The sequence below is a fragment of the Acetobacteroides hydrogenigenes genome (genome assembly GCF_004340205.1).
In the GTDB taxonomy this organism is placed as follows: domain Bacteria; phylum Bacteroidota; class Bacteroidia; order Bacteroidales; family ZOR0009; genus Acetobacteroides; species Acetobacteroides hydrogenigenes.
On record NZ_SLWB01000013.1, the window covers coordinates 16,486 to 35,972 of the forward strand.

Annotated in this window: 17 protein-coding genes; 5 read left to right on the plus strand and 12 right to left on the minus strand. The window is 41.7% G+C overall.

Annotated elements, in window-relative coordinates:
• The first annotated feature begins 18 nt into the window (after positions 1 to 18).
• A complete protein-coding gene (gene rimO, locus CLV25_RS12090) occupies positions 19 to 1,314 on the plus strand; it encodes a 30S ribosomal protein S12 methylthiotransferase RimO (RefSeq protein WP_131839918.1) in 1,296 nt (431 codons plus the stop codon).
• Positions 1,315 to 1,368: 54 nt separating this feature from the next.
• On the opposite strand, the gene tpx is transcribed toward rimO, so the two are convergent.
• Both tpx and CLV25_RS12100 read right to left on the minus strand, forming a co-directional pair.
• The gene (gene tpx / locus CLV25_RS12095; protein WP_131839919.1) at positions 1,369 to 1,884 is read right to left on the minus strand and encodes a thiol peroxidase; all 516 of its coding nucleotides are present in this window, start codon (positions 1,882 to 1,884) and stop codon (positions 1,369 to 1,371) included.
• Between the two features lie 30 nt (positions 1,885 to 1,914).
• A complete protein-coding gene (locus CLV25_RS12100; protein WP_131839920.1) occupies positions 1,915 to 4,452 on the minus strand; it encodes an ATP-dependent Clp protease ATP-binding subunit in 2,538 nt (845 codons plus the stop codon).
• Between the two features lie 216 nt (positions 4,453 to 4,668).
• Between CLV25_RS12100 and gyrA the strand changes: the two genes are divergently transcribed.
• Both gyrA and CLV25_RS12110 read left to right on the plus strand, forming a co-directional pair.
• Positions 4,669 to 7,182, plus strand: a complete 2,514-nt coding sequence (gene gyrA, locus CLV25_RS12105; protein WP_131839921.1) for a DNA gyrase subunit A — start codon at positions 4,669 to 4,671, stop codon at positions 7,180 to 7,182.
• A gap of 28 nt (positions 7,183 to 7,210) precedes the next feature.
• Positions 7,211 to 8,506, plus strand: a complete 1,296-nt coding sequence (locus CLV25_RS12110; RefSeq protein WP_131839922.1) for a tetratricopeptide repeat protein — start codon at positions 7,211 to 7,213, stop codon at positions 8,504 to 8,506.
• Between the two features lie 88 nt (positions 8,507 to 8,594).
• Here the strand turns inward: CLV25_RS12110 and CLV25_RS12115 are convergent, their stop codons facing one another.
• On the minus strand, positions 8,595 to 9,083 hold the full coding sequence (locus tag CLV25_RS12115) for a thioredoxin family protein (RefSeq protein ID WP_131839923.1): 489 nt from the start codon (positions 9,081 to 9,083) through the stop codon (positions 8,595 to 8,597).
• A gap of 148 nt (positions 9,084 to 9,231) precedes the next feature.
• Between CLV25_RS12115 and CLV25_RS12120 the strand changes: the two genes are divergently transcribed.
• Positions 9,232 to 9,558, plus strand: a complete 327-nt coding sequence (locus tag CLV25_RS12120; RefSeq protein ID WP_131839924.1) for a hypothetical protein — start codon at positions 9,232 to 9,234, stop codon at positions 9,556 to 9,558.
• A gap of 29 nt (positions 9,559 to 9,587) precedes the next feature.
• Here CLV25_RS12120 and selD read toward each other — a convergent pair whose 3' ends face one another.
• The 5 genes from selD to CLV25_RS12145 are packed head-to-tail and all read right to left on the minus strand — an operon-like array spanning position 9,588 to position 13,898.
• A complete protein-coding gene (gene selD, locus CLV25_RS12125; protein WP_131839925.1) occupies positions 9,588 to 10,616 on the minus strand; it encodes a selenide, water dikinase SelD in 1,029 nt (342 codons plus the stop codon).
• 5 nt (positions 10,617 to 10,621) lie between these two features.
• Positions 10,622 to 10,831 carry a DUF3343 domain-containing protein gene (locus CLV25_RS12130; RefSeq protein ID WP_131839926.1) on the minus strand — a complete coding sequence of 70 codons (210 nt, stop codon included), beginning with the start codon at positions 10,829 to 10,831 and terminating at the stop codon, positions 10,622 to 10,624.
• A 1-nt stretch (position 10,832) separates the two neighbouring features.
• On the minus strand, positions 10,833 to 11,945 hold the full coding sequence (locus tag CLV25_RS12135; protein WP_131839927.1) for an aminotransferase class V-fold PLP-dependent enzyme: 1,113 nt from the start codon (positions 11,943 to 11,945) through the stop codon (positions 10,833 to 10,835).
• Between the two features lie 2 nt (positions 11,946 to 11,947).
• Positions 11,948 to 12,547 (minus strand): sulfurtransferase-like selenium metabolism protein YedF, encoded by a 600-nt coding sequence (gene yedF, locus CLV25_RS12140; protein ID WP_131839928.1) that lies wholly within the window; start codon positions 12,545 to 12,547, stop codon positions 11,948 to 11,950.
• Between the two features lie 55 nt (positions 12,548 to 12,602).
• Complete coding sequence (locus CLV25_RS12145) at positions 12,603 to 13,898, minus strand: serine hydrolase domain-containing protein (protein WP_131839929.1); 1,296 nt, start codon at positions 13,896 to 13,898, stop codon at positions 12,603 to 12,605.
• A gap of 241 nt (positions 13,899 to 14,139) precedes the next feature.
• Between CLV25_RS12145 and CLV25_RS12150 the strand changes: the two genes are divergently transcribed.
• The gene (locus CLV25_RS12150; RefSeq protein WP_131839930.1) at positions 14,140 to 14,571 is read left to right on the plus strand and encodes a hypothetical protein; all 432 of its coding nucleotides are present in this window, start codon (positions 14,140 to 14,142) and stop codon (positions 14,569 to 14,571) included.
• Here CLV25_RS12150 and CLV25_RS12155 read toward each other — a convergent pair.
• The 4 genes from CLV25_RS12155 to CLV25_RS12170 all read right to left on the minus strand — a co-directional run bounded on the left by CLV25_RS12155 (position 14,563) and on the right by CLV25_RS12170 (position 18,903).
• Positions 14,563 to 15,588, minus strand: coding sequence for a threonine aldolase family protein (locus CLV25_RS12155; protein WP_131839931.1), 1,026 nt, complete (start codon positions 15,586 to 15,588; stop codon positions 14,563 to 14,565). The genes CLV25_RS12150 and CLV25_RS12155 overlap by 9 nt on opposite strands.
• 85 nt (positions 15,589 to 15,673) lie before the next feature.
• Positions 15,674 to 17,254 (minus strand): peptide chain release factor 3, encoded by a 1,581-nt coding sequence (locus tag CLV25_RS12160; protein WP_131839932.1) that lies wholly within the window; start codon positions 17,252 to 17,254, stop codon positions 15,674 to 15,676.
• 110 nt (positions 17,255 to 17,364) lie between these two features.
• Positions 17,365 to 18,402 (minus strand): quinone-dependent dihydroorotate dehydrogenase, encoded by a 1,038-nt coding sequence (locus CLV25_RS12165; RefSeq protein WP_131839933.1) that lies wholly within the window; start codon positions 18,400 to 18,402, stop codon positions 17,365 to 17,367.
• Between the two features lie 27 nt (positions 18,403 to 18,429).
• Positions 18,430 to 18,903 carry a helix-turn-helix domain-containing protein gene (locus CLV25_RS12170; RefSeq protein ID WP_131839934.1) on the minus strand — a complete coding sequence of 158 codons (474 nt, stop codon included), beginning with the start codon at positions 18,901 to 18,903 and terminating at the stop codon, positions 18,430 to 18,432.
• Positions 18,904 to 19,487: the final 584 nt, after the last annotated feature.

The following is a 19,487-nucleotide window of genomic DNA, read 5'->3' on the forward strand; positions in this document are numbered from 1 at the left end:
CTACCCCATATTTTGTAAATGGATAAAAAGAAAATAAACATAGTAACGCTAGGTTGTTCGAAGAATCTTGTTGATTCGGAGCGACTTTACAAGCAGTTAGAGGCTAATGGCTATAGCGTAGTACACGACTCGAACGATACCAGCGCAAAAGTGGTGGTTATCAATACCTGCGGATTCATTGGCGATGCTAAGGAGGAGTCAATTGATACTATTCTCTCGTTTGCTCATGCAAAAGAAAAAGGTAAAATTCGGCACCTTTTTGTAATGGGCTGCCTTTCGGAGCGTTACAAAAAGGATCTACAACTAGAGATTCCTGAAGTTGATGAATTTTTTGGGGTAAACAATCTGGAAGATATTATAAAGGCTATTGGAGGCGATTTAAAAACGGATCTTTTGGGAGAGCGTACGCTAACCACTCCCACGCACTATGCCTATCTGAAAATATCGGAAGGATGCAATTGGGGATGTTCATACTGCGCAATTCCGTTAATTAGAGGCAAACACGTTTCTGTTCCAATAGAAAGCCTGATTACTGAAGCAAAAAGTCTTGCTGCAAAAGGAGTAAGGGAACTTCTTATAATTGCTCAAGATACAACTTATTACGGCTTAGATATCTATGGGAAAAGAATGCTTGGCGAGTTGCTCAATAAACTTTCGGAGATAGAAGGAATCGAGTGGATCCGCTTACATTATGCCTATCCAACGTTCTTCCCCAGTGATGTAATTGACGTTATTCGTGATAATCCAAAAGTATGTAAGTACTTAGACATTCCATTCCAGCACATTAGCGATAAGGTGCTAAAAAAAATGCGCCGTGGAATCAATAAAGAGGAAACATACGCATTGATTAATAAGCTTAAGACTGAGATTCCCGATATCGCCCTAAGAACTACTCTACTTGTTGGGCACCCTGGCGAAACTGAAGCTGAATTCCTGCAGCTTGTTGAGTTTGTAAAAGATGTAAAATTCGATAGGCTAGGGGTATTTCCATACTCTGAGGAGGAAAATACCTATGCAGCAATCAACTTCGACGATGCTGTAAGCGAGGAAACAAAGCAGGAGAGGGTAGAGGCGATCATGCAACTACAGTCGGAAATTGCACTAACAAAAAATAAGGACCGTGTTGGCAAAAAAATGAGGGTGCTCATAGACCGCTTTGAGGGTGATTTCTATATTGCTCGTTCGCAGTACGATTCACCAGAAGTCGATCAGGAAGTACTTATTGACGCTGATAGAGATGCAATAATTGGTAAATTCTACGATGTTAAAATTACCGATGCCGAAGAGTTCGATCTTTTTGCTAAGTTTATATAAAAAAAGAGCGGTTCTAGAACCGCTCTTTTTATTTCATTTTTTATCTATTTCCGCTTACACTAATTGCTTGGCAACTTCAAGAGCTGCAGTGTAGTTTGGTTCTGTTGTTACTTCAGGAACATACTCAACATACTTAACAATGTTGTTCTTGTCAAGAACAACTACACCTCTAGCAAGTAATCTTAACTCCTCAATAAGAAAACCATACTTAGTTCCAAAGTCCACATCTTTATGATCGGATACGGTAATTGCCTTGTCGATTCCCTCTGCACCACAAAAACGCTTTTGAGCAAATGGAAGGTCGTTCGATATATTCACAATCACTATATCATTACTAAGGCTTGCAGCCTCCTTGTTAAAGGTACGTGTTTGAGTTGCACAGATACCCGTATCTATAGATGGGAAAACAGAAATAACTTTTACCTTTCCATAAAAGTCCTTCAAACCAATAGGTTTTAAATCTGCTCCAACAGCAGTAAAATCGGGAGCATTCTGACCTACAGCAACTTCATTTCCCAAAAGTGTTATAAAGTTTCCGGCAAATTTTACTTTCGTGTTGTTCTTATTCATCGTTTTCGAGTTTTAAAAATGATTTACACCCTAAACCTCTACATTATCCTTTTGTTCAATCTTATTTGAAGAATTATCCTTCTTTGCTGAAATTTTTTTAATAACCACATCGGTTTTATCCTTATTGAGATTTACAGATAGTGTATCCCCATGTTTTAAATCCGATCTGATAATAACCTCAGCCATTGGATCTTCAAGGTATTTTTGGATGGCCCTCTTAAGCGGACGTGCTCCAAACTGAACATCAAACCCTTTTTCCGCAATAAAGTCCTTTGCTGCCGGTGAGATATGGATCTTATAACCAAGTTGGAAAACTCTGGAAAATAAACCCTTAAGTTCGATGTCGATTATCTTGAAGATATCCTTTTTAGTTAAAGCATTAAATAGAATAATGTCGTCAATTCTATTCAAGAATTCTGGGGCAAAAGCCTTCTTCAATGCTTTCTGAATAATACTTTTCGAAGTTTCGTTAAACTGCTCTACACGAGCATTAGTAGAGAATCCGACTCCTTGTCCAAAATCTTTAAGTTCACGACTTCCTATATTAGAAGTCATTATGATAATGGTATTCTTGAAATCGATCTTACGTCCTAGCGAATCCGTCAATAACCCTTCGTCAAGAACCTGCAGTAATAGATGGAATACATCGGGGTGTGCTTTTTCTATCTCATCGAGTAGAACAACAGAATAAGGTTTCCGGCGAACCTTTTCAGTAAGTTGACCACCTTCTTCGTATCCAACATATCCGGGAGGAGCTCCAACCAAGCGGCTAACAGAGAACTTCTCCATGTATTCGCTCATATCTACACGAATTAGGTTGTCGGTAGAATCGAACAGATACTTGGCAAGAACTTTTGCGAGCTGTGTTTTACCAACACCGGTTGGACCTAAGAATACAAACGTTCCTATTGGCTTGTTTGGATCTTTAAGGCCAGCGCGGTTACGTTGTATTGACTTAACAATCTTAGCTATAGCTTCATCTTGACCAATAACGCTACCTTTTAGTTCATCTGCCATCTTGAGCAATCGAGAACCTTCACCTTGGGCTATGCGCTGAACAGGAACACCTGTCATAAGAGCCACAACCTCAGCAACCTTTTCTTCATCAACAACTTGTTTGTTGTTTGAAAGATCTCGTTCCCATTGTTGTTGCTCCATTTCGAGCATTTCCATTAGTTTTTTCTCCTTATCTCGGAAATTTGCTGCTATTTCGAACTGTAGGTTTTTTACAGCGGCAAGTTTCTCTGCTCTAGCATCTTCAATTTGCTTTTCGACAAGAGAGATCTGTTCTGGAACCTTAATGTTGGAGATATGCACCCTTGAACCAGCTTCGTCTAATGCATCAATAGCTTTATCGGGGAGGCATCTATCTGTTACGTATCTCATTGTGAGTTTTACGCAAGCATCGATAGCTTCGGGTGTATATATAACATTATGATAGTCCTCGTACTTGCCTTTTATCTTATTTAGTATTTCGACAGTTTCCTCTGGTGTAGTTGGTTCAACCATAACTTTTTGGAAACGACGTTCGAGAGCCCCATCTTTTTCAATATACTCACGGTACTCATCGAGCGTAGTTGCACCAATGCACTGTATTTCACCACGAGCAAGGGCAGGTTTAAGCATATTTGCTGCATCTAACGAGCCTGTTGCACCTCCAGCACCTACGATCGTATGAATTTCATCAATAAACAAAATGATGTTAGTAACCTGAGACAGCTCATTAAGAATTGCTTTCATGCGCTCCTCAAATTGCCCTCTATACTTTGTTCCTGCCACAATAGAGGCCAGATCAAGCGTAATTACTCGTTTACCAAAGAGTACGCGCGAAACCTGACGCTTTACAATTCGAAGGGCTAGTCCTTCGGCAATGGCCGATTTGCCAACTCCTGGCTCGCCAATAAGTATTGGGTTATTCTTTTTACGTCGACTTAGAATTTGTGCGATACGCTCAATCTCTTTTTCACGACCGACTATTGGATCTAGCTTATTTTCTTCAGCAGCACGAGTTAGATCAATTCCAAAGTTATCCAAAACGGGAGTATTGGAATTCGATTTTTGCCCTGGCGTTGATTTCGAAGAGAAGATGTCTTTCTCGTCGTCGTCATCATTAAAGTCGCTTTGAGCCTTTATTGTTTTAGACTCCAGGTGATGCTTTACCTTAACATAATCAACGTTCTGATCGAAGAGCGAAATGCTTCCGTAATTAGAACCATCGCGCATAAGGGCTAGTAGTAGATGTCCTGTTCCTATAACATCATTTTTCAATGCTTTAGCTTCCAAATGAACTAGCTTTAAAACACGTTCAGCCGATTTTAGCAGGTTTACGTTTTCTATATCGGTTATAGGTAAAGTCGCATCCTTACGGACCTTAGTTTCTATCGAGTTTTTGAGTGTGTCCACATCAACCTCCAAATCTTTGAGAATTTCCATTGCCACCCCTGTTCCTTCTCTAATTATTCCCAACAACAAGTGTTCTGCTCCAATCGATTGATTACCAAGTCGTATGGCTTCCTCTTTGCTGTAAGAAATTACGTTTTTAATTTTATCGCTGAATTTTGAATCCATACCTCCTAAAATTTTGATACTAAATTATCCATCAGTTTCTTAATTACAAGTGTGCTGATGATAAACTTATTTGTAAGATAAGTCTTTTTTTGTAATTTTATACATAACGAATAAATTTAATAATTGTTTAAAATCATTTGCCAAACGCAATGATTTTAACGGCTAATTGAGTAACTTAGCGCTCTAAATTTGCCAATATTAGAGAGATAATATAATATGAGTCAAGGAGAAAAGATCATTAAAATCAACATTGAAGAGGAGATGAAAACCGCTTACATCGACTATTCAATGTCGGTTATTGTGGCTCGTGCACTCCCAGATGTTCGAGATGGACTAAAGCCTGTACATAGACGTGTGCTTTTCGGGATGAATGAATTAGGAGTTTACTCTAATCGCCCGTATAAGAAATCCGCAAGAATTGTAGGTGAAGTCCTTGGTAAATTTCACCCTCACGGAGACACCTCTGTGTATGATGCAATGGTTCGTATGGCTCAGGAATGGTCTATGCGATACCCTCTTGTAGAAGGACAGGGTAACTTTGGTTCGGTTGATGGCGATAGCCCTGCTGCAATGCGTTATACAGAAGCACGTCTTAAAAAATTGGCAGAGGAAGCACTTGCAGACCTAGAGAAAAATACAGTAGACTTTAAGCCTAACTTCGACGATACGCTTGAGGAACCAGTTGTTCTTCCTTCTAAAATCCCTATGCTTCTATTAAATGGATCATCGGGTATTGCTGTAGGTATGGCTACCAACATGGCTCCCCATAACCTTTCCGAAATTGTAGATGCAACATGCGCCTATATCGATAATAACGATATAACCATTGAAGAGTTAATGGTATACATAAAAGCACCTGACTTTCCAACAGGAGGTATCATTTATGGTTATCAAGGGGTTAGAGATGCATTTGAAACAGGGAAAGGTAAGGTTGTAATTCGTTCAAAGACAGAAATCGAGGTAACGGAATCTGGTCGTGAAAAGATCATTGTTAGTGAAATCCCTTACATGGTCAATAAGGCTGAAATGATAAAAAAGATTGCAGACCTTATTAATGATAAAAAAATAGAAGGAATTTCGTACATCAATGATGAGTCGGATCGTAATGGAATGCGCGTTGTAATTATCCTAAAGAAGGATGCCGTTGCAAACGTGGTGCTTAACAACCTTTATAAGCATTCTCAATTACAATCTTCATTCCCAATAAACAACATTGCGCTAGTCGATGGTCGTCCACGAACGTTAAACCTCAAACAACTTATAAAATACTTCGTACGTCATCGTCACGAAGTAATTATACGTCGTACACAATTCGAACTAGAGCAAGCAGAGAAACGTGCTCATATCCTTGAAGGGTTGCTGAAAGCACTTGATCACCTTGACGAGGTTATCTCCATTATCCGCAACTCAAAAACGCCAGATGAAGCACAGAACACGCTTATCGAAAGGCTTGATTTAACCGAGATTCAGGCTCGAGCCATAATTGATATGCGCTTACGCAGCCTAACAGGTCTTGAGAGAGAAAAACTACAAAGCGAATACGACGAACTTCTTAAGCTTATTAACCATCTCCGTGCCATCCTTGCAGATCCAGCACTTCAAATGCAAGTTATAAAGGATGAACTTTTAGAAATTAAGGAAAAGTACGGCGATGGGCGAAGAACCACGATCGTTCATAATGCTGAGGAGTTTAACCCAGAAGACTTCTATGCTGATGAAGATGTGGTAATTACCATATCTCATTTAGGTTATATTAAACGTACCCCTCTAAGCGAATACAGAACACAGTCGAGAGGCGGAGTTGGCTCCAAGGGTAGTACAACTCGCGACGAAGATTTTATTGAGCATATTTACGTAACTAGTATGCACAATACCATGCTGTTCTTTACTGAAAATGGCAGGTGCTACTGGTTGAAAGTTTACGATATTCCAGAAGGTACAAAAGCATCAAAAGGAAGAGCAATTCAAAATGTGCTAAACATTGAGCCAAACGATAAGGTAAAAGCTTACATGAATGTAAAAAGGCTCACTGAAAAAGAGTACATCGAGAACAACTTCATTGTGCTGTGCACCAAAAAAGGAATTATTAAGAAAACGAAGCTCGAAGCATACTCTCGTCCTCGTACAAACGGAGTAAATGCAATAACCATTAAAGATGGCGATCAACTACTTGAGGCTTTACTAACAAGCGGAAGTAACGAGATCTTAATAGCCTCGAAAGAAGGGAAGGCGCTTCGTTTTAATGAAGATAAGATACGAGCAATAGGTCGTACAGGTGCCGGTGTTAAAGCAATTACAATGTCCGACACCGATGAAGTTGTTGGTATGGTTTGCGTTGATAATCAAGAGTTAGAAAACATTCTTGTTGTATCGGAGAATGGATATGGAAAGCGCTCATTGTTAGATGAATATCGGATTACAAACCGAGGAGGGAAGGGCGTTCGTACCATGAATATCACCGAAAAAACAGGCATGCTTATTGCAATAAAAAATGTTACCGATCAGAACGATTTGATGATCATCAATAAGTCTGGTCTAACAATTCGACTTGCAATTTCTGATATTCGCATTACTGGAAGGGCAACTCAGGGAGTAAAGCTCATAAACCTAAGAAGTAACGATTCAATAGCATCTGTAGCAAGCGTTCCTAAATCGGAAGACAAAGATGAGGAATTGCTGAAATCTACTGATGTGGCTGAAAACACGGAGATCAGTGAAGAACTAGAATAGTAAACACAAATTTAATACTTTGTTACCCATGAAAAAGTTCACATTTGCAATTGCATTTGCATTTGCATTTAATTTGGGCTTTGCTCAAAAGGATTATAATCCTGAAAATATTAAAGCAAAAGTCGAAAAGAGCAATTCTGAAATTGCTGATGCGAAGGCAGGCGCAAGCTATAAGACTTGGTTAAAGAGAGCCCAACTTTTTGGAGAAATCTCTGAAGCTCCACTAGCAGGCGCATATCCTGGAATGTCTGATAAGGAGGTTGAACTACTAATAGGCAAGCCATCTAGCACTTCGGATGTAGAGGTTAATGGAAGAACATTAACGAAAATGGAATTTGCTTATATCGACCTTTTCTTTGAAGGAGGAAAACTTCTTTACTGGAACATTAAGGATTCAGGAGTACAAAAGCCATTAGTAACAGGATTCGAAGCTATTGAGAAAGCAGTTAGCCTTGATCCAAAATCTGCAAAAAAGGCTAAAGATATTTACATTACTTACAAGAACTACTTCTTTAAGAATGGGAATAACGCATACAATGCTTCAAATAAAGCAGAAGCCGCTGAAAACTATGGATTTGCATACCAGTGTTCTGCAAACCAAGCCGTTAATGCACCTGACACAACTGCAGCATACTATGCCGCTTATGCATATCTCGAATCAGGCAACTTCAATCAAGCAATTAAGTTTGGCCAAGCATGCCTTGACAACAAGAGCTTCCAAAATGGAGAAGTTTACAAAATTCTTGGAGAAGCTTATAACGGAGCAAAAGAACCTACAAAGGCAAAAGAAGTGCTAATTAAGGGCCTTGAACTATATCCTGCCAATACTTCTATCATTTTTGCCATTATCAATCTTTATATAAGCCAAAATGAGGATCCTAAGAACATAGTTCCATACTTGGATAAGGCTATCAGCTTAGACCCAAAGAATCCATCTCTATATTTTGTAAAAGGCACCTTCTACGATAAGTTCAAAGAGACTGATAATGCAATAGCGGCTTATAACAAGGCTATTGAGGTGAATCCTAAATATTTCGAAGCTTGGAGCAACCTTGGGATTGTTTATTATAACGTTGGAGCAGAATATGTTGGTCAATCAAATAAAGTTGACATGAATAACCAGGCAGAATACGACAGACTGGTTAAACTTGCAGATGACCAATTCAGAATTGCTCTTGAAAAATTCAGCCAAGCCTACAGCATCAATCCAAAAGATAAGAGCACTGTAGAAGCAATGAAAAATATCTACTTCCGCTTTAGAAATGAAAATCCAGAGATGAAGAAGAAGTATGATGAGTTTAACGAATTACTTCAAGCTCTATAGTAGAAATAAATAAGGGGCATATAAGCCCCTTATTTTATACTTATCTTATTTATCATAATATACATTATAAGACAAATACATTGAGATATTATTTTTCACCAGAAATAGCCTTGGGTGTCCACAATTTTATAAAGCGCATCAGCTTTTCCTTGCTGTAGGATTTCCCATCTTCGAGATATCCTGAGTCCTGAATATGAATAACCTTACCATCAGCATTAAGCACTACAAATACAGGAAAACCAAAACGGGTTGGATTCTGTAGTTGCTCTATTGCCTCTTCGTTTTTATTTTCTTTGCTGTAGTTCACAAGAACAAAAACATAGTTGCTTTTAAGTGCTTGGCTTATTTCAGGATCAGCATCCATGAACTTATGCACCCTAATACACCAAGGACACCAATTTCCTCCAATCTGAATCATTACATTTTTACCTTCAGCCTTAGATTTCTTTACAGCTAGATCAATGTCGTTTTTTGCGTTAAGCGCTGGATTATAAATCTTTTCAGGGCTCTTACTTTCCTGCGCAGAAAGATTTTGGACGCACAATGCTATGAAAATCAGAAAAAATACCTTTTTCATATATTCCTAAAATTTGGTTCGCTCAAAGATGCGAATGGATATAGAAAATTCTATCAAACTTTGAAATTTTTTTTTCTGTTTTGGTATTGATTCAATATTATTTTTTGATGTATTATTGCAGTTGAATTCAAGGACAACAGATCATTGTATGGAAAGAAAGACTGCTAATAAAAAAAGAGTGGTAACTAGCTACAAGAATTTATCGCCAGAAATTCTTGAGGAAGTTAAGAAGAAGTACCCCAATGGCTGGGGAGATTATGTAATTAAGGTTGAAAAGCCAACGGGTGACTTTTTTTATGCGATAACACTGGATACGCCAGAAACAAGCTACCTTATAAAGGTTGACGTTAAGATAGATAATCGCATAAAGGGTGAAGATGAAGATAAGGACATTTTCGGAAGTGAAGATTCAGATTCAGACTCCGATGAATTCCCTGATTCTGCCGATGATTCATACGATGAAAATGATGATTAAATAAAAAGAGCGAGAATTTCTCGCTCTTTTTATTTAACATAAACAATCTTCTCTTCTTTGGGCCTAACTTCCCCCACAATCCAGCCTTCTAAGCTGCTGCTTTTAAACTTTTCAATGGCCTGTTCTGCAAAATCACCATCCACACCAAAGAGCAATCCACCTGATGTTTGCGCATCGAAAATAAGCATCTTTTCCTCATACGAGAGGTTGTCTGCAAATTCGATATTATCACCCAAGAATTCCCTATTTCTAAAGGATGCTCCAGGAATGCAGCCCATTTCGTAAATCTGCTTTACTCCGCTAAAATAGGGTAGCCGATTTTGGTAGATTTCGATACTTACATTACTTGCCTTTGCCATCCTAAACGTATGCCCCCCTAATCCAAATCCTGTAATATCGGTTCCTCCAGTGGGATTGAATTGCATCAAAACATCCATCGAACGTGCATTTAAGGTAGACATCGATACCAATATCTCATCCACTTGCTCTTTAGATGCCAAACCTACTCTTTGCGCAGCCTGAATGGCACCCGTTCCGAGTGGCTTTGTGAGGATCAGCTTTTGCCCAGCCTTTAGCCCAGAATTCGTAATTATTTTTTTCGGATTTACACGGCCAACTACGGCCATGCCATACTTAGGAACAGCATCATCAATGGTATGACCTCCAAGGATTGCTACGCTTGCTTCTAGAGCGATTTCGTTCCCTCCCCGAATAATTTCAGACAATCCTTCGACTGGTAGCGAAGATGGGTACATGTTTATGTTAAGCGCCATAAAGGGAGTTCCTCCCATAGCATAAACATCGCTTAGAGAATTTGCGGCAGCTATCCTTCCAAAGGTAAACGGATCGGAACAAATTGGAGGAAAAAAGTCCGTTGTAAATATTAGAGCTAGGTCGTCCGACACTTTATAGACACCAGCATCATCATGCAGCGAATTGTCTACTATTATATTAGGATCCTTAAACATGGGGAAACTAGCAAGCAACTTATCCAACTCTTTAGCCGATAGTTTTGCCGAACATCCTCCATACTCAAAAGTTGTTAGAAGATCTATCATTTTATCTACTGTTCAATTAGCTGAAATAAAATTTCTTTTTCACGTAGTAAATCACATCCCTTATTTGAGTCTTCAATACTCATTTGAATACACATTCCACACTCACTCGAAATGTTTGTAGGGACAGGTCGAATTACAACGCTTACCCCTGCAGCAACCAGCAACTTTTCTGCTTCTATAACAGCTCTAACGTTTTTAAAAAGAAGTATTGGCATGCTAGCAGATTTCCTCCAATATGCTACAGAGGTTTTCAAAATCCTCTGGGGTGTGAAATGGAGATACCGAAAATCTTACAGATCCAGCTGGAAAAGTGCCCAATGCTTTATGTGCAAATGGGGCACAATGTAAACCACTTCGAACCTGAATATTGTAAGTACTATCTAAGATATATGCAAAATCGTCGTTGCTCTTAACCTTATGCTCTAATGAAAAAAGTTCAGACTGATTTTCAAAATCTTGAGCACAATAAACCTCGTAATTACTTAGCAGCTTAATTCTATTTAGAAGAAGCCTAAAATCATCCTTTGAATGTGCAGGAATAACATTAGCGCTTAATGCTCCGTAAAGCCCGAAAATGCCCAAAGAGTTTGGGGTTCCAGCTTCAAATTTATCCGGATTGCAGGACGGCATAAATTCAGACTCAGAGTTGCTACCTGTTCCTCCATGCTTGTAAGGGCTAAGAGTTGAAGGATCACATGCAAAAAACGCTCCTACTCCTGTTGGTCCTAAAAGTCCTTTATGAGCCGTAAAAAAGAGGTAATCTACACCCCAGTTATCAGCTTTAATGCAAACTTTACCTGCCGATTGAGAGGCGTCCAAAAGAAGAGGAATATCCCCAATGGCTTTCTTTACTTTGTTGATATCCTGAATGATTCCATTTACATTGCTGACATGGTTAACAATAACCATATCAACAGAAAAATCAACCATGGATTTCAGTCCATCAACATCTATTAAGCCATCGTTAAAATGGGGTATAATGTCATATTCAAGACCAATAGCCTCCTTTAAGTAGTGCAGCGGGCGCGTAACCGCATTATGGCTCATAGAATCAACCAAAACACGCTTATGCTTAAATTGGAACCCTTTTAAAATTGTATTTGCCCCTTCGGTTGCTGAACTGCAAAACACCAGATTTTCAGGTTTGCCGATTCCCATCATAGATGAGAGTAAATCGCGGGTATTCTCTACTACTTGAGCAACTTCAAAGCTTTTATGATGCCCCGACCTCCCATAAGTTCCTCCTGTGCTAAGGTACCTGGTAATCCATTCGCCAACTTCTTTCGGCTTTGGGAAACTCGTAGATGAATTGTCGAAGTATCCATTCATTGCTATGGCTTTACTATTTTTAATGAAGAGCTTAGCCTGTTAAGAATGTAGTACATGTTCGATATTTCGCCTACTGCAAGCGTTTCTTTTATGCCATAAAAATCGACACAGGTGCCGCAAAGGGTAACCTTAACGCCTTTACCGTTCAGCTTCTTAAGGTATTCGCAGAATGCTGAATCACTTGAAGCCAACTTAACACCTCCGTTGTAGCAGATAAGCTCAACCGGCAATGAATCGTTCTCGGAAAGTGCGGTAAGAAATCCTTTTAAAAGAATAGTTCCCAGCTCGCTACTCCCCTGCCCCATTTCCGTTCCATCAAGAACTACAATATAACCTTGGTCGCTTGAGGTTGAACAGTATGGCTCGGGCTCTTTGAGTGGCGTAATGGTTGATTTGCTTCCTGTTGTTATCGTGCTCAGCGTACCATTCTTAACCACCGAAAATTCAACACCATTATCGGTAAGGTAGGATTCAAGGTTAGAGCAAGATATTTCGTTGTCAATCGTAATTACAAGAACTTCGTTAGGATGCTCAACCAAAGCCTTTTTTGTGCTTATCAGGGGAAGCGGACACTTTTGTCCTATACAGTTTACTTCAACCATTTTTATTTGCAAAGATAGCAGAAAAGCCCTATTGTTACTCCCCTTTAATGCTAGGCTAAAGGTTCTGAAGCGAATCGAGCTGATTGGTAAACGACCACAACTTTACATTTGGCCAGGTTTGAACCTTGCTGATGGAACGATGCACCACAGCATCAATAATGTGCGGAAGCTTGTTGCCCGCCCTAGTGCTTGTATTCGAAAGGAAGACCCACGAGAGGCCATTCTTTTCCTTTACAACCATTGCGGATGTTCCAGAGAGCGAACCGCTTCTCCAGTATCGTCCGTTATTATCGGAACCAATCCATCCCAAGGGCTGCACGTAGGTTTGGCGCGTAGTCATCTCGCTAATCAGATCTTTGGGGATGATGTTATGCTTTTCGTAGCCGGCAACACCTATAAGCAGCTTGGCAATATCGACAGATGAGGCAACCCAACCGCCTGCAGGACCAAGCATTCTAAGGTCGTTTCCACCAGCATTACGGGGCACCATTTGACCCGAACCATCCCATGCTGGAACGATGCCATTTCCTCTTAGATCGTAGTACGACACCTCGTTGGGATGCTTATCTTCGGGATAGTTATTCGATAAAAAGGCCGTGCTGATGCCTAGGGGCATAAATACCTTTCTTTTTATGTAGGTTTCATAGTCCATTTTGGAAACCTTCCTGATTACTTCACCGAGCAGAACGTATCCAAAATTAGAGTAGGAACTCCTTAATCCCGGCTCAAAATCGAGGTTATTCCGAAATACGTAGCTTACAATATCGGGAAAGGATAGCGGCAGTGGTTTTGAAATTGTTCTAGACACTAGTTCCTTACAAAACATTGGATCGGGTCTTCGACCGCTCCATCCGCCGCTATGGTTGAGCAGCATCTTTACGGTGATCTTTTCGTAACGAGGATCTCTATAGGAAGAGTACACCGGATCGTTAAGGATGCCTTCGGGGCCAAAGACCTTCTGGTCGAGGGAGAGAACCCCAGCCTTAACCAGCTGCATGATGCCGGTTGCGGTAATGAGCTTGGATACAGAGGCAATTCGAAAAAGGTGGTAGGGCTCTACCGGCTCCTTGCTCGAAACATTTGCATAGCCATATCCTTTTGCATAAACTATTGCTCCATCCTTAACCACAGCCAACGAAGCACCTTTAATCTTCGATTTGGTTATAAAAGTCTTGATATTTTTATCTACAGCAGCAACCTCAGCCAACGCTGCCGCTTCTGCAGTAGCGGATTCGCCTGCTGCCGAAGACCCTTTTACAGGTGTTGTAGCCTTTGCAATTGTACTTTCTGAACCAGCTAGAAAAAATACCCCAACAGCAATACAGTATAAAACCAGTCTTCCCCTCTTCATGACAATCCCTCTCAATAAGCCGTCGCAAAATATAAAACGAAACTTACAAACCGAATTTTATTTAAGCAAAAACCGTTTTTTTAACAAAATGCCTCCTTTCGCCCACCATTCAGGGTGATCAAGCAGCAGAACAGGACGGGTGTTCCTTACCTTTTACCGAACTGGCGGCACCAGAACAGCGTCTAGTGATGGTACCAGTCAAAAAGATATCAGCTTCGAAGAAATATGACTAGGATTTGAAGTGAAAAATCTCAGGCGGGTTGCCCTAAAGCTCGGACTAGTAGCAGTAGAGCTGAGGCTGGTTGCTCTAGAGTTCGGACTGGAAGCGTTAGAACTCAGGTTGGAAGCAATAGAGTTCGGACTGGAAGCAATAGTACTCAGTCTGGAAGCGTTAGAGCTCAGACTGGTAGCTCTAGAACTCGGACTGGTTGCTCTAGCACTCATTCTGGTTGATCTAGAACTCAGACTGGAAGCAATAGTACTCAGACTGGAAGCCCTAGAGCTGAGACTGGAAGCAATAGTACTCAGTCTGGTTGCTCTAGAGCTCGGACTGGACGCATTAGCACTCAGTCTGGTTGCTCTAGAGCTGAGTCTGGAAGCCCTAGAGCTCAGGCTGGATACGGCAGCACACAAAATAGCGCCTGCCGCTCGCAGCATCAATAGCCTATTTTAGCGCCGTGGCCAGAACATCAACAAACCGGTCGATATCTTCGGTAGTTGTATCCCAAGAGGTCATCCAGCGCGCCTCGTTTTTCTCCTCATCCCACAGGTAGAAGAACGACTCCTCTAAAAGGGTCTCCCTTATATCCTTGGGAAATACGGCGAAGACGGCGTTGGCATCAACGGGTTGGGTGATGGTAACCTGACGGAATGCGGTAAGCCGCTGCTTCAGGTAGGCGGCCATCTGGTTGGCGTGGGCGGCTGTGCCGATGCAGTGGTTGTTGGTAAGGTAGGCGATGAACTGCGCGCTGATGAACCGCATCTTGGAGGCGAGCTGCATCGACTGCTTGCGCAGGTACTTAAAATCGTTGGCCAAATCGGTATTGTTGAAGATAACTGCCTCGCCAAGCATCATCCCGTTCTTGGTTCCGCCAAACGAGATGACATCAACCCCTAGGTCGGTTGTAAAATCACGGAATGGCAGCTGTAGAGCAGCGGCAGCATTCGAAAGTCGTGCACCATCAACATGAAGGAACATACCGTTGCTGTGGGCAAAATCGGCAATCGCCTTAATCTCCTTAACGGAATAAACGGTACCCAATTCGGTTGTCTGCGAGATGCTTACCAGCCTAGGCTGCACGTTGTGCTCGAAGCCTACGTTTTGCAGGTACCTCTTTGCCTTATCAACATCGAGCTTACCATCGGACGTAGGGACGGTTAGCAGCTTAAATCCGCCGAAATGCTCGGGAGCGCCGCACTCGTCGGTGTTGATGTGGGCGAGATCGGTACAGAGCACCGCCTCGTAGGAACGAAGAGCCGACGAGATGCTTAGCACGTTGGCGGCGGTTCCTAGGAAGACAAAGAAAACTTCCACGTGGTCGCCAAAGTGTTGCTTAAACAGCAGCTCGGCCTTATGCGTGTACTCGTCGTGGCCATACGAGGATACATGCCCGTGGTTGGCGCTGGCTATCGCCTCCAGGATAATTGGGTGGATTCCGGAATAGTTATCGCTTGCTAGTGACTTCTTCATGGTTGTAAAATAAAAAAAACGGATACGCTAAGATAGCCATCCGTTTTCTGTTTTTTCTATGATGATTCCTTTTTCTCGATCGGAATTAAAACTCCGAGGTGAAGTGGAACTTGATGTCGGTAAACTTCTCCTGCGCGAGCTGCAGCGAGTAGGGCGAGTCGGCCAGGAACACGTTTCTGCCGTGCTTGTCGAGCGCCACGTGCGTGTACTTGCGGCGCATGAAGTCGTCGAGCTGCTCCTTGTTGTCGCTCTCAATCCAGCACGCCTTGTACAGCGATATGGGCTCGTAGCGGCACTTGGCGGTGTACTCGTGCTCCAGACGGTACTGGATTACGTCGAACTGTAGCGCGCCCACGCAGCCGATAATCTTACGGCCATTCATTTTTAGGGTGAAGAGCTGGGCAACCCCCTCGTCCATGAGCTGGTCTACACCCTTTGCCAGCTGCTTAAACTTAAGCGGATCGGCATTTTCGATGTACTGGAAGAGCTCTGGCGAGAAGCTGGGGATTCCTTTAAAGTTGATTTTCTCGCCTTCGGTAAAGGTATCGCCAATTTTAAAGTTACCCGTATCGTGCAAGCCAACAATATCTCCAGGGTAGGCAAAATCTACCACCTCCTTCTTAGATGCCATAAAGGCATTAGGGCTGGAGAATCGTAACGATTTTCCGCTGCCTACGTGGAAGTATGGCTTGTTACGCTCAAATGTTCCCGAACATATCTTCAAGAAGGCAATTCTGTTACGGTGGTTAGGATCCATGTTGGCGTGGATCTTAAAGATGAAGCCGGTAAGCTTCTCCTCAAAAGGGTCGATCTCGCGGGCATCGGTAACCGTTTTCTGAGGGTAAGGTGCGATGTCGCAGAAGCAGTTGAGCAGCTCCTTAACGCCAAAGTTGTTGAGCGCCGAGCCAAAGAATACGGGCGCCAGCTCGCCTCGACGGTACGTGTCGATGTCGAATTCGGGGTAAATGCCCTCTACCAGCTCTACGTCTTCGCGCAGCTTTTCGGCGTAGTCGCCAACGTACGTGTCCAGCTCTGGGGATGATATGTCGTCGATCTTAACAACGTCGTCGGTTACAACGGTCTTATCCTCCGAAAAGAAGAGGTTAAGATTGCGCTCGTACATGTTGTACACGCCCTTAAAGGATGGTCCCATGCTGATAGGCCAGCTTAGCGGGCGCGTTTTGATCTTTAGCTCCTCCTCAATTTCGTCGAGCAGCTCGAAAGGGTCTTTACCAATACGGTCGAGCTTGTTGATGAACACGATAACCGGCGTATTGCGCATACGGCAAACGTTCATCAGCTTACGGGTTTGCGCCTCGACCCCCTTTGCGCAGTCGATTACAATAATTACGCTGTCTACTGCGGTAAGCGTTCTAAAGGTATCCTCTTGAAAGTCTTCGTGACCAGGAGTATCTAGGATGTTAACCTTAATATCGTTGTACTCGAAGCCCATAACCGAAGTTGCCACAGAGATACCGCGCTGACGCTCGATCTCCATGAAGTCGGATGTGGCTCCCTTCTTAATCTTGTTCGATTTAACGGCACCAGCAACGTGAATTGCACCGCCAAAAAGCAGCAGCTTTTCTGTAAGGGTGGTTTTACCGGCATCCGGGTGGCTAATAATTGCGAATGTTCTTCGACGCTTAATCTCTTGTTCTAAGCTCATTGTAACCTTTAAATTTGGATGGCAAAATTAGCAGAGTTTGCCGATATTACCGCCATTAAATGAAAAAGGCCGGTAATATTTTCCGACCTTTTCTCACTCGTTGCGCGTATTTAAAATTCTTTAATAATCGCCTTGTGGATATCCTTCACCAGCTGCGGGCCGCTATAAATAAAGCCCGTGTAAACCTGAATTAGGTACGCACCCGCACGAAGCATGTTCAGAGCATCGTCTACTGTCATGATACCGCCAACTCCAATTATCGGCATCTGGCCGTTTGTTTTCATGCTAATGTAGCGAACAACCTCAATTGATCTTGATGTCAGCGGCTTACCGCTTAGCCCGCCGTTGCCAATTACATCCAGCTTATCCTGCCTTTCCGACAATCCATCACGCCCAGTCGTTGTGTTAACGGCAACAATTCCATCCAAAGAAAACTGGTTGATTATGTTAAGCGAATCGTCGATCTGTTCGAAGCTTAAATCGGGAGAAATCTTTAGGAGAATTGGTCGGTACACCTTCTGCTTTTTTCTATAATCGACTAAGCGGTTTACGATATCACCGAGCGAATCGGAATTTTGCAGCTTAGTAAGGTTGGCTATGTTTGGGCAGCTAACGTTTACCACAAAGTAATCGACATGGTCGTATAGTGCCGCAAAGCTCTTTTCGTAGTCTTCAGCTGCATTTTCGTTTGTTGTTGCAGTATTCTTTCCAATATTACCGCCAATTACCAGACCTTTACGGTAGGATTTCTGTAAGTTCTTTGCAATAGCATCAGCACCTATATTGTTGAATCCCATTCTATTGATAATGGCATTATCCTTTACCAAGCGGAATAATCGGGGTTTAGGATTGCCGGGCTGAGCCTTAGGGGTTGCAGTTCCTACTTCAATAAATCCAAAGCCCATGGCGTCGAATACATCGTACCCTGTGGCATTTTTATCTAAACCGGCAGCTAATCCTACAGGAGTAGGAAACTTAATACCCCATAAAGTCCGCTCCAATTTTGGATTTCTAACCTTAAACAGGCTGCTTAGAATGGCTTGAAATCCAGGAATATGACGCCATATTTTAATGTTAGAAAAGATGATGTTATGGGCGGTTTCCGGAGAGAATCGGAATAGAATAGGTCGAAATATACTGCGATACATGGTTGTAATTTTATGCAAAGATAGCAATTACTCTTTTGATGGAGTGTAGCTTCTAAAGGTTCTATCCTTATAAAATACTACAATACGTTCCACTTCCTTGTCGAACGCCTTTATATCAATAGGATACGAGGATTCTACCTCGGTGTTTTGAGTAGGAGACTCTTTTGATACAACTTCTTCGGCAGCAGAAATATCTGCCACACTTTCTTGTTTTACGATCTCTTGATTCGATTCCTGTTCGGGGACAAGTTGCTTTACTACAGGCACATCAAATAGAGAAGCCTGTACCATTTGCTTGTACATTTCGCCCTTGCCAAGTATCAACCAGTCAGGGTTAACCCTAGGAAATCGTTGCAGCACCTTTGCTATAAAGTCGAAGCTGGGCTTGTTTCGACCGGAAACTATATGTGAAATGCTCGAGCGCTGAACCCCGATAATATCGGCAAATTTTGCAGGAGTAAGCTGTTCTGCCAGTAAAAGCTTGTCTAAACGATCGTTCATACCTGTAAACGTTAGATGTTACAAATGTAATAAAATATATTTTACATGTGTAATTATCGTGTGTTTACATATGTTTTCTTGTTGTTTACATTTATAGAACATCGTTTGATGACAATCGGTGTTTATTGAACAATTCTAGGCTCGTTACATCTAGGAAATGCTGTATGTGAAAACAAGGTCACTAGAAACCTCTAAAGCCTGTTACATCAGTAGTATTTAGGTCTAAAAATAGAAAGTTAAACGCATTATTAGGCTTGAAGATGAATGAATGTGGTTGTTTATGGCGAACAATCACTAAAGACCTTATAGAGCCATTAAATACGGTTATAATAAGCTCTTTGGATTAGGGAGAACAGTACCTAATTATATATAGCCATAGTCAATAGTAAAGTATAAGTTTAATAAAATAGTGTAATATACTGGTATTAATTGATATATACTGTACAATATACACGATTTGTAGCTTTATTGAAGGAAGACTGCCAAAATGCTTAACTCTATTAGTTAATTAATGCATGTATAGTTCTACTAAACAGATATATAAATTGCAAAATACGGAGTGTTTACATTTGAATTACTACTTA